This is a genomic window from Micromonospora sp. NPDC005299 (genome assembly GCF_042872345.1).
In the GTDB taxonomy this organism is placed as follows: Bacteria; Actinomycetota; Actinomycetes; order Mycobacteriales; family Micromonosporaceae; genus Micromonospora.
Genome location: NZ_JBIAKG010000003.1, coordinates 132,036 through 143,002, shown reverse-complemented (window position 1 = coordinate 143,002; position 10,967 = coordinate 132,036). Strand labels below are relative to the sequence as shown.

General features: G+C 74.9%; 9 protein-coding genes and 1 pseudogene. 4 read left to right on the top strand and 6 right to left on the bottom strand.

Annotated elements, in window-relative coordinates; genetic code table 11:
- Positions 1-67 precede the first annotated feature (67 nt).
- Positions 68-1,150 carry a polyprenyl synthetase family protein gene (locus ACFYPD_RS09945; RefSeq protein ID WP_387110897.1) on the top strand — a complete coding sequence of 361 codons (1,083 nt, stop codon included), beginning with the start codon at positions 68-70 and terminating at the stop codon, positions 1,148-1,150.
- Positions 1,151-1,261: 111 nt separating this feature from the next.
- On the opposite strand, the gene ACFYPD_RS09940 is transcribed toward ACFYPD_RS09945, so the two are convergent.
- On the bottom strand, positions 1,262-2,440 hold the full coding sequence (locus tag ACFYPD_RS09940) for an MFS transporter (RefSeq protein WP_387110895.1): 1,179 nt from the start codon (positions 2,438-2,440) through the stop codon (positions 1,262-1,264).
- 154 nt (positions 2,441-2,594) lie between these two features.
- Here ACFYPD_RS09940 and ACFYPD_RS09935 point away from each other — a divergent pair, with 154 nt between their 5' ends.
- Entirely contained in the window at positions 2,595-3,377 is a 783-nt protein-coding gene (locus ACFYPD_RS09935; protein WP_387110894.1) for an IclR family transcriptional regulator, read from the top strand.
- Positions 3,378-3,443: 66 nt separating this feature from the next.
- Here the strand turns inward: ACFYPD_RS09935 and ACFYPD_RS09930 are convergent.
- Positions 3,444-5,554: pseudogene (locus ACFYPD_RS09930) on the bottom strand (PhoX family protein).
- A gap of 221 nt (positions 5,555-5,775) precedes the next feature.
- On the opposite strand from ACFYPD_RS09930, the gene ACFYPD_RS09925 reads away from it, so the two are divergent.
- Entirely contained in the window at positions 5,776-6,291 is a 516-nt protein-coding gene (locus ACFYPD_RS09925; protein WP_387112320.1) for a sigma-70 family RNA polymerase sigma factor, read from the top strand.
- On the top strand, positions 6,288-7,004 hold the full coding sequence (locus ACFYPD_RS09920) for an anti-sigma factor family protein (protein ID WP_387110892.1): 717 nt from the start codon (positions 6,288-6,290) through the stop codon (positions 7,002-7,004). Before ACFYPD_RS09925 ends, ACFYPD_RS09920 begins: the two co-directional genes overlap by 4 nt.
- A gap of 7 nt (positions 7,005-7,011) precedes the next feature.
- On the opposite strand, the gene rarD is transcribed toward ACFYPD_RS09920, so the two are convergent.
- From rarD to eccE, 4 genes are all read right to left on the bottom strand, one after another.
- The gene (rarD, locus tag ACFYPD_RS09915; RefSeq protein WP_387110891.1) at positions 7,012-7,935 is read right to left on the bottom strand and encodes an EamA family transporter RarD; all 924 of its coding nucleotides are present in this window, start codon (positions 7,933-7,935) and stop codon (positions 7,012-7,014) included.
- The gene (locus tag ACFYPD_RS09910) at positions 7,932-8,420 is read right to left on the bottom strand and encodes a GNAT family N-acetyltransferase (protein ID WP_387110889.1); all 489 of its coding nucleotides are present in this window, start codon (positions 8,418-8,420) and stop codon (positions 7,932-7,934) included. Before ACFYPD_RS09910 ends, rarD begins: the two co-directional genes overlap by 4 nt.
- Before the next feature lie 95 nt (positions 8,421-8,515).
- Positions 8,516-8,902 carry a phage holin family protein gene (locus ACFYPD_RS09905; protein WP_151461348.1) on the bottom strand — a complete coding sequence of 129 codons (387 nt, stop codon included), beginning with the start codon at positions 8,900-8,902 and terminating at the stop codon, positions 8,516-8,518.
- A gap of 47 nt (positions 8,903-8,949) precedes the next feature.
- Positions 8,950-10,755: a type VII secretion protein EccE gene (eccE, locus tag ACFYPD_RS09900; protein ID WP_387110888.1), complete on the bottom strand. Its 1,806-nt coding sequence runs from the start codon at positions 10,753-10,755 to the stop codon at positions 8,950-8,952.
- Positions 10,756-10,967 lie beyond the last annotated feature (212 nt).

Sequence of the window (10,967 nt, the reverse complement as noted above, 5' to 3'; positions counted from 1 at the left end):
CGGTACGCCATGGCGTACCGGCCCCCGGTCCGTATCCCCCTCGCTGGGCAGGTCGAACGGGTGTGGCATGGTTGATGGCGTGGTGATTCCGGCTGGCGAGCGTTCAGGTGCCACCGGGCCGGGCGGTCGTCCGGGCCCGGAGGGCACGGGTCAGTTCGGCGCGCTCGGACTGCACCTCGCCGATCCGCGCGTCGAGGCGTCCGTGCTGGGCCTCCTGGATCGGGTCGAGACCGATCTGCGGGCCAGCGTGGCCAGCGCCGATCCGCTCGTCACCGAGGCGGCCCGGCACCTGGTCGAGGCCGGCGGCAAGCGGTTCCGCCCGCTGCTGGTGGCGCTGGGCGCCCAGTTCGGCGACCCGGACGCCGCGCACGTCGTACCCGCCGCCGTGGTGATGGAGCTCACCCACCTGGCGACGCTCTACCACGACGACGTCATGGACGAGGCGGCCGTGCGCCGGGGCGCCCCGAGCGCCAACTCCCGCTGGACCAACTCGGTGGCCATCCTGGTCGGCGACTACCTCTTCGCCCGGGCCGCGGCCATCGCGGCCGACCTGGGGCCGGAGGCCGTACGCCTCCAGGCGCGCACCTTCGCCCGGCTGGTGCACGGGCAGATCGCCGAGACGGTCGGCCCGCGCGGCACCGACCCGGTCGCGCACTACCTGCACGTCATCGCCGAGAAGACCGGCTCGCTGATCGCCACCTCGGCCCGCTTCGGCGGCATGTTCGGTGGGGCGTCCGCCGAGCACATCGAGGCTCTGGCCGGCTACGGCGAGATCATCGGGGTGGCCTTCCAGCTCTCCGACGACCTGCTGGACATCGCCAGCGAGTCGGTGCAGTCGGGCAAGACGCCCGGCACCGACCTGCGCGAGGGCGTGCCGACCCTGCCGGTGCTCTACGCGCTCGCCTCCGACGACTCCGACGCGGCCAGCGTCCGGCTGCGGGAGATCCTGGCCACCGGCCCGCTGGTCGACGACGCGCTGCACGCCGAGGCCCTCGGCCTGCTCCGCGACTCCCCGGCGCTCAAGCGCGCTCGGGAGACCGTCCGCAGCTACGCCGAGGACGCCCGCGCCCGCCTCGCCCCGCTCCCTGAGGGCCCGGCCCGCCGCGCCCTCGAATCGCTCTGCGACTACATCGCCGACCGCACCAGCTGACCCGCTCCACCGGCCCCCGGTTGGCCCGCCCAGCCGGTCGATCATGAGGTTGGCGGCGATGTCGATCTACTGAACTGCCGCCAGCGTCATGATCGACGCGCTGAGGGTGGGTCAGGAGGCGCGGGACAGCAGCCGGCTGCCGGTGAGCATGAACAGGGCGGCGAGGAGCATGGCGGCCGCCGCGGTGACCCACATCGCCGGGTAGCCGGCCGCCTCGGCGATCGTGCCGAGGCCGAGCGGGCCGAGGCAGCCGCCCGCGTACACCCCGGTCTGGGTGATCGAGGTGGCGGCGGCCGGGGCCTGCGGGTGGAGCCGGACCACGGCGAAGTTCATCAGCCCGGGCCAGGCCCAGCCCAGGCCGAAGCCGAGCACCACGCCGGCGACCAGCGGCACCGGGCCGGCGACCGCGAGCAGGACCAGCCCCACCGCGCCCACCACCAGCATCGCGGCGATCAGCGCGACGTGCCCGGTCGCCCGGCGGTCGGCCAGCCAGCCGGCGCCCACCCGGGCCGCCACGCAGACCGCGCTGCCCAGGGTGAGGGTGAGCCCGGCCAGCGCCGGGGACAGCCCCCGGCCGGCCGCCGAGTCGACCACGAAGGTGCCCAGCGCGTTCGCCGCGGCGGCCGCCAGGGTCGCCGCCACGCCGACCACCACCAGAGCCGTCGTGGCCCGGCCCGCCCGGCCGGCGGCGGGCCGGACCCGGTCCCGCTCGGCCGGGGGTACGGCCGGCAGCGCGGCCAGCGCCGCGAGGGCGGCCACCACGAACGCCCAGCGCCAGCCGGCGGTCAGCGCGACGGTCGGCACCGCCGCGCCGGCCAGCAGGGTGGAGACCGGGATGGCGGCCTGCTTCACCCCGAAGGAGAGCCCCTGCCGGTGGGCGGGCACGTGGCGGGCCAGCGCGGCGTTGCTGGCGAGCTGGCCCAGGGCGTTCGCGGCGGCGCTGAGCGCGAGCAGCGCCACCAGCACCGGGTACGACCGGGTCAGCCCCGCCACGGCCAGCAGCGAGCCGGCGGAGAGCAGGATGCCGGCGCGGGCCACCACGGCCGACCCGTACCGCTCGACCAGGGCGCCGGAGGGCACCGAGGCGAGGGCGCTGACGCCGAAGTAGACCGAGACGGCCAGCCCGAGCCCGGCGGGGGTGAAGTCGAGGTCGTCGCCCATCTGCACCGCGAGGCCGCCGACCAGGAAGACGGGCAGGACGCAGGCGATCGTGGTGGCGATCGCGCCCGCGTTGACCCGGACGGTACGCCGGGGCGCGGGCGGAGCGGGGTGCAGCGCTGTTTCGGTCATGGTCCGGCAAACCTACGCCAGCCGCGTTTCGGCAGCTGATCGTGTCTGTCGGTGCACTGTCTGTGCCCGGTGATCTGGCATCCTCGATCCGAACAGGCATTTCGCACTCGGCCTGTTTTTCATATGGTGTAAGTCCCCGGCGGCGGAGGTGGTTGTGCGTGACCCCTTGGCGGAACCTTCGGACCTGATCCGAAGTGTCTCCCGCGCGCTACGAGTGCTCGAGTCGGTCGGCCGTGCGCCGAAGGGCCTCACCGTCAAGCAGATCGCCCGCCGCTGCGAGCTGACCGTCGCCACCACCTACCACCTGGTGCGCACGCTGGCCTACGAGGGTTACGTGATCCGTCGGGAGGACGGCACGTACATCGTCGGGCTGGAGGTCGCTGACCGCTACCGCGAGCTGGTCACCGCGTTCCGCGGGCCGCCGCCGGTCGGGGAGGCGCTGCGGCGGGCCGCCGCGGACACCGGCTGGAGTCACTACCTGGGCCGGTTCGTGGGCGGCCAGGTGGCGGTCACGGCGGTGTCCGAGGGGCCGCGCTCGCCGTACCTGGAGGATCTGGTGCCGGGCTTCGACGAGGGGGCGCACGCCACCGCGCTCGGCAAGAGCCTGCTCGCCACCCTCACCGCCGAGCAGCGCTTCCGCTACCTGCGGGAATACGGCATGCGGCCGTTCACCGGCGCGACCCTCACCACCACTGAGGCGCTCGAGGCGGACCTGGCCGCCGGCGACCGGCGCGGCATGCAGTTGGAGCTGGGGCAGTTCCGGCAGGGGGTGGCGTGCGCGGCGGTGCTGGTCACCCCCGACAAGGACATCGAGCGCCGCGTCGTGCTGGCCTGCGCGCTGCCGGCCAGCGAGATGATGACCTCCGCCCGGGTGGTCCGGGCCAAGCTGCTCACCGTCGCCCGCGCGGTCGCCGACGGCATCGCCGCGGACGCCTGAGGGGTGACGGCCGAAGGGCCCCTTCCCGGCGGGGAAGAGGCCCTTTGCCGGCCGCCCGGGGTGGGGTCAGCTGCCGACCGGGCGGCCGTCGAGGCGCCAGGTGACGACCACGCCCGGCTTGGCGAAGTCGCCGTCCGGCCAGGTCGAGGCCGGGTTCTCCACCGAGGCGCCGGTGATCTCGCCCGGGTGCTGCACGGCCACGAAGACCGAGCGGTTGTCCTTCGTGATGAACGGGCCGCAGGTCTCCGCGCCGAGCGGCACGGTGAGGAACTGCTTCAGGTGACCGCGCTCGGGGCCCTCGACGGCGGTGGCGAAGAGGCCGTCGTTGCTGCCCAGCGCGTTGCCGTCGGTCGAGATCCAGAGGTTCCCGGTGGCGTCGAAGGCGACGTTGTCCGGGCAGGAGATCGGGGACACCGTGGTCTTGTCGTACCCGGCGAAGTGGGTCGACGGGTCGGTCGGGTCGCCGCAGACGATCGGCAGCGACCAGGCGAAGGTCTCGGCCGCGTTGTCGCCGCGGTCCTCGACCAGTTCCAGGATCTGCCCGTGCTTGTTGAGGTTGCGCGGGTTCGCCTCGTCGGCCGCCGCCTTGCCGGCCTTGCCCCGGTCGGTGTTGTTGGTCAGCGCCACGTAGACCTTGCCGGTGAGCTGGCTCGGCTCGACGTCCTCCGGACGGTCCATCTTGGTCGCACCCACCTTGTCGCCGGCGAGGCGGGTGAAGGTCAGCACGTCGGCCGCGGTCATCCCCTCGACGTACGAGCGGCTGCCGCTGACCAGCTTGATCCAGCGGCCCCGGCCGTCGAACGCCCCGTCGGAGGGGAGCTTGCCGGTGCCGTCGATCTCGGCGGCGCTGGTGCCCTCCAGGGCGGCCACGTAGAGCGTGCCCGACTCCAGCAGGGTCAGGTTGTGCTTGCGCGCCACCCACGAGTTGCCCGGCATGAACTTCTTGTCCGAGACGAACTTGTAGAGGTAGTCGAAGCGCTCGTCGTCGCCCATGTACGCGACCACGCGCCCGTCCCTGGCGACGATCACGTTCGCGCCCTCGTGCTTGACCCGGCCCAGCGCGGTGTGCTTGCGCGGGCGGCTCTCCGGGTCGAACGGGTCGATCTCGACGACCCAGCCGTAGCGGTGCGCCTCGTTCGGGTGCTTCGCCAGGTCGAAGCGCTCGTCGGCGCGTTCCCACTTGCGGCTGCCGCTCGGGTACCGCACGTCGGTCGGGATGCCGTAGCGGAGCAGCTTCGGCTTCAGCTCCTCGGGCGCGCCGTCGCCGCCGACGAAGTACTGGTTGAAGTTCTCCTCGCCGGAGAGCACCGTGCCCCACGGGGTGATCCCGCCGGCGCAGTTGTTCAGGGTGCCGACCACCGTACGACCCTTCGGGTCGGCGGCGGTGCGCAGCCAGGCTGAGCCGGCGGCCGGGCCGGTCAGCTCGAACTTGGTGGCCAGCGCGGTGACCCGCCGGTTGTACTGCCGGCGGCCGCTGCGCACCGGCCGCCACTGCCCGGTGGCGTCGACCCGCTCCAGCTCCACCACGGACATGCCGTGCGCGGCCATCGCCACCCGCAACTGCTCCACCGAGAGCGCGTCCTGGCTGGTGAAGCCGGGGAACATCAGGTCCTCGTTGGTGTACTCGTGTTGACCACCAGCAGCGCCCGCTTGCGGTCGATCGGCAGCACCCCGACGAAGTCGTTGTTGTAGCCGAACTGCTTCGCCTGGGCGGCGGCGGTCTGCGCGTGCACGTCGAACGCGGGCGCGCCCGGCACCACCGGGTCACCCCACTTGATCACCACGGCGTGGTCGTACCCGTTCGGCACGACCAGGGTGTCGAGCTTGTTCGGCGGGATCGGCTTGAAGGTCAGCGCGCCGCTGCCCACGCCGCCGGCCGGCGCGGCGGCCTCGCCCGCGCCGGGGACGGCCGGGACGGCGGCGGCCGGGGCCGCGCCGGCCAGGGCGCCGGCCACGGCGCCGCCGAAGCCGAGCACCAGAGCGCCGGCCGCACCGGCCCGGACCACGCCCCGCCGGGAGACCTCGGCGTCGACCAGGTCCCCGAAGTACGGGTTGTCGGAACGGTTCGGCACCGGGTGGTCGCAGGCGTTGCCACACCGGTACTGGCAGGTCATGGCGTCCCGGGCGCCGTGGCGGGTGGCGCCCAGCAGCGGGAGCAGCCGAGGACGGTCGCTCATGGGGTGGTGCCTCCTGATCGGACGTCGGTGGCGCGCCCGGTTCACCCGGTCGCACGTACGGGCCGGACGCTGCCAGGGCCCGGTGAGCGGTCACCGGCAGGAGAATGAACCAGACGTGAACAGCTGCGGCGTGACCTGCGGCTGAACCGTTCGGCGTCACGGCACGTATCAAAGGGCGAACGCATCGCCGGTCTCCCCGCCGCCGGAAGCGAGGTACCGCCATCAGCGACCACGACGCCCAACTGCTGCGCGCGCTGCACGACGAGCATGCCGACGCGCTCTTCGCGCACGCCCTTCGGCTGGTCAACGGCGACCGGTCGCGCGCCGAGGACCTGGTGCAGGAGACGCTGCTCCGGGCCTGGCGGCACCCCGAGTCGCTGGACCCGCGGCGTGGCTCCGTCCGCGCCTGGCTCTTCACCACCGCCCGGAACCTGGCCATCGACGCCTGGCGCCGGCGGTCCACCAGGGTCGGCGAGGTCTTCACCGACGAGCTGCCCGAACCTGCCGAGACGGTCGACGAGACGGAGCGGGCGGTGGAGGCGTGGACCGTGGCCGAGGCGTTGAACCGGCTCAGCACGACCCATCGTGAGGTGCTCGTCGAGTGCTTCTACCAGGGGCGGTCGGTGGCGGAGGCGGCCGCCCGGCTCGGGGTGCCGCCGGGCACGGTGAAGTCGCGGACCCACTACGCGCTGCGCTCACTACGGTTGGTGCTGGCCGAGATGGGGGTGACCGGATGACCCGCTGCGAGTTCGAGCACGACGACGGCGCGTACGTCCTGGGCGCCCTCGCCCCCGCCGACCGGGCCGCCTACGAGCGGCACCTGGCCGGCTGCGCGTCCTGCCGCGAGGCGGTGGCCGAGATCGCCGTGCTGCCCGGCCTGCTGGGCCGGCTCGACCCGGCCGGGCTGGAGCAGTTCCTGCCGTCCGCCACGGAGACCTCCCGGGTGCCCGCGCTGCTCGACGCCGCACGGGACCGCCGGCGCCGCGAGCGGTCGCGGTCCCGGCGACGGTACGCGCTGACCGCGCTCGCCGCGGCCGTGCTCGCCGTGCTGGCCGGCGTGGGGGTGTCCCTGGTCCGCCCGCCCGCCGCCCCGCCACCGACGGCGACGGCGACGGCCACCGCGACGGCGCAGGTGCCCATGACGGCCATGCGTCCGGTCGCCGGCGCGGTGCCGCTGCACGCCGAGGTCGGCCTGACCGACAAGAGGTGGGGAACCGAGGTCACCATGCGCTGCGGATACGACCAGCGCGCCGGTCACCGTGAGGCGTACACGTTCCGGCTGGTGGCGCACGGCCCGGACGGCGCGACGGAGCAGGTCGGCACCTGGCTGGCCGCCCCCGGCGACAACGTCCGCGTGGTCGGCGCCACCCACTTCACCCACGGCGAGCTGGTGCGCCTCGAACTGGTCCGCGCCGACGGCACCCCGGTGCTCGCCTTCGACGCCCGTTGAGGCGTGGTCAGCGGGTCCCGGCGGGCACCAGGGCGGCGGCCCGCGCCTGCGCGCGGGTCCGGCGGGTGTGGCGGAGGGCGTCCACGGTGAACACCACGAGGGCGAGCCAGACCAGGCCGAACCCGGCCAGCCGGGCCGGCGGCATCGGCTCGTGGAAGACCAGCACGCCGCAGCCGAGCTGAAGGATCGGCGCCAGGTACTGCAGCATGCCCAACCCGGTCAGCGGCAGCCGATTGGCCGCCCCGGCGAACAGCAGCAGCGGGATCGCGGTGGCCGCGCCGGCCAGCACCAGCAGCGCGGTGTGCCCGGCCGAGCCGTGCCCGAAGGTCGCCTCACCCTGCCGGCCCAGCCAGCCGAGGTAGGCCAGCGCGGGCAGGGCCAGCACCGCCGACTCGACGAAGAGCCCCTCCGCGGCGGGCAGCCCGAGCCGCTTCTTGACCAGCCCGTACCCGGCGAAGCTGAAGGCCAGCACGAGGGCCAGCCAGGGCAGCCGGCCGTAGTCGACGGTCAGCACCGCCACCGCGAGGCCACCCACGCCGAGCGCCGCCCACTGCGCCGGGCGCAGCCGCTCGCGGAGCACGAAGACCCCGATCAGCACCACGACCAGGGGGTTGATGAAGTAGCCGAGGGCGGTCTCCACCACCCGGTCGGAGTTCACCCCGTAGATGTAGGTGCCCCAGTTGACCGCGATGAGCGCGGCGGCGGCCGTGATGGCGGCCAGCGCCCGGGGTCGCCGGGCCAGTGCCCGCAGGAAGCCGATGTTGCGCATCGCGGCCAGCAGCAGCGCCACGAAGACCACCGACCAGACGATCCGGTGCGCGAGGATCTCCACCGGACCGGCGGGGCGGAGCAGCTTCAGGTAGATCGGGAAGAAACCCCAGAGCAGGTACGCGCCGAAACCGTAGAGGTAGCCGAGACGGGTCTGGTTCACCCCTCCACCGTAAGTGGTGAACCGGCGCTTTGGTCCTTTCCGGTGAGCTGGGTCACGCGCTGGTCGTACTCCATCCAGCGGCCCGGCTCGACCGGCGTGAAGCCGACCTTCGCGTAGACCCCGTGCGCGTCGGCGGTGGCCAGCACCATCCGGCGTACGCCCCACTCGGCCAGGTGGTCGCGGGCCGCTCCGGCCAGCCAGGTGCCCAGCCCTCGGCCCCGCTCGGCCCGGTCGACGTAGACGTCGCAGAGCCAGGCGAAGGTCGCCCGGTCGGTGACCACCCGGCCCACCGCCACCTGGCGCCCGTCCCCGGGCCGGTAGACGCCGAAGCCGATCGACCCGGCGAAGGCCCGCCCGACCGTGTCCCGGTCCCGCCCGAGCGCCCAGTACGCGTCCGTGGAGAGCCAGTGGTGCACCCGGTCCAGGTCGAGCCGGTCCGGATCGGTGCTGAGCAGGTAGCCGTCGGGGCGGGTCAGGGTGAACACCACTCCGACCCTAGTCGCGGCCCAACCTGGCCTCACCAGCCAATTCCCGCCCACTGGCCTGGGCCGGCGGGCGGGAATCGACGGGTGGTGCGGGCTCAGTCGCGGTCGAGGACGGCGCCGAGGATCCAGGTGACGATGCCGACGAAGAGCGCGCCCAGCACCGCGGCCGGCCAGAAGCCGTCCACGTGGAACGGCAGCCCGGCCTCACCGGCGATCCAGCTGGTGAGCAGGAAGAGCAGGCCGTTGACCACCAGCGCGATCAGGCCGAGGGTCAGCAGGTAGAACCCGCAGCCGACGGTCTTGATGATCGGCTGGAGCACCGCGTTGACCACCCCGAAGATCACCGCGACGAGCACCAGCGTGGTCACGGTCTCGGTGGCCGAATCCGAGTCCAGCGTGATGCCCGGGATGAGCAGCGTGGCCAACCAGAACGCCACTGCCGTCGTGCCCAGCCGGATCAGGAGACCCTTCAGAAAATCCATGGCCGGGATCGTGCCACGCCGCGTCGACTCGCGGAACCCGTGCCGGCTCAGTGGCGGGCCGGGCGACCGACCAGTTGCGACTCGATCGGCGTGGGCGAGAGTAGCGCCCAGCGCAGCGCCCGCCGGTTCACCACCGCCACCATGTCGTCCCGGATCCGGGTCAGCCACTCCGCCGAGTCGCCCAGGCCGAGCGCCGCGCCGGCCAGCGCCGCCTCGCCGGGGTCGAGCGGTTGCAGGATCGCCAGGTCGGCGCGGGCCAACGCGGCCGTGTCGGCCGGGGTCAGCTCGTCGCGGACCACGAGGACGGACTGCCAGGCCGCCGCCGGGCCGACCTCCGGCGGCACCGGGCCGGCGTCGACCACCAGCAGCAGGGGACGCAGCGGGGAGCCGGGCGCGCCACCGACCGGCCGCCCCGGCGGGACCAGCGGCACCGCGCCGCCCGGCGCGCCGACCCCGCGGACGAACGGCTCCCAGACCCGGGGCCGCGCCGTCTGCACCGCCACCCGCGCGCCGAGCGCCAGCGCCCGCAGCGTCAGCAGCTGGGCGGCGCGCACCCCACCGACCAGCAGCAGCCGGGTCGTCGTGGGGCGGAACAGGCGTACGGTCACCGCGCCGCCGTGCCGGTTGGCGCCCACCATCAACCCGGACTCGCCGAGGGCGAACTCCAGGGCGGCCAGCTCGGGCCCGACCGGGGGTGCGTCCGGCCGGGCCACCGCCAGCGGCAGGGTGGCGGCCAGCCCGCTCAGGTGCTCGCCGTCGAGTCGGCGCAGCTCGGTGCCGAGATCCCCGGCGAGCCGGCGCAGCGCCCGCTCGGCCACCGACAGCTCCGCGGGGGTGTGGGCGGCCAGACGTACGGTCAGCTCGGCCGGCGTGGGCGCGGCGTCCGCGCCGGCACGTGGGCCCACGCAGAGCGAGACGGTGGTGGCGGTCGCCGGCAGCGCCAGCAGCCGGGGCACCAGCCGCCGCGCGGCGTCGGTGCGCGGATCGGGCCAGCGGCGCAGCCGCCAGGTGGTCTGCGGGAGCCCGCCCACGGTCACCGCCGGCCAGCTCTCCCGGACCGGAGCCCCGGCGTCGTGGTGGGCCAGTTCGGCCACCACGCGCAGCGCCGCGGGACCGCCGAGGGGGCGACCGGTGAGCGGGCCGAGCCGGCGCACGATCCGCCGGACCGTGCCGGACAGGGCCCGGCGCAGCTCGTCGTCCGACCAGCCGTCGACCCGGAGCGCCCGGACGGCCAGGACGACCCGGGCCCGGGCCGCCAGCCGCCCGTCGGTGAGCTGCCGGTACGACGTGCCGGCCGTGCCCGCTCCGGCGGCGGGTGCCGGCGCGGGCGACGCGGAGAACAGCAGCTGGATCCGGACCGGTGGACTCTCCGGCCCCGCCGGGGGCAGCAGGCCGAGCGGCGGCGGCAGCTCCCGCGGGCCGTCGCCGAGCAGGTCGTCCGGATCGCCGATCTCCAGCAGCGCGGTCATCCCGGCGGCATCCTCCAGCACCGCCGCCGGGCCGCCGGCCAGCTCCGCCGCGTGGAGCGCCGCGCCGGGGCGGGCCAACTCCAGCAGCGCCGCCGGCCCGGAGGTGGCCGGGAGGCCGCGCCGCCGGGTCAGGTACGCCGTGCCGACGGCGAGCCACTCGAAGAGCCAGCGGCCCCGGAGCCGGACCCAGGCGGCGGGCAACAGCACCGCCGCCAGCAGCAGGGCGGCCGCGGTCACCAGGACGCCCCGGCCCACGGCCGCGACCAGCGCCGCCACCGCCACCTGCGCCGTCACCACCTGCCCGGCCCGGACGGGCGGTGCCGGGCGCCGGGTCCGGTGTGGTGGGTCGGCGGACGCCGGCCGGACGGTGGTGGTCGCGGTCACCGCACCTCCTCCGCCCGTTCGCCGGGTGACGCCGCCGTGGCTCATCGTAGAGCTTCGTCGTCCACAGGGGAGCCCGAGGGGGTAGCAGAACCGGAGTCGGACGGCTACCGTCAGCGACGAGTTCCGTCGAGCGCGCCCGCCGGGCGCGGGGGGGGGGGGGGGGGGCGGGGGGGGGGGGGGCGGGGGGCGGGGGGCGGGGCCTAGGGGCGCGG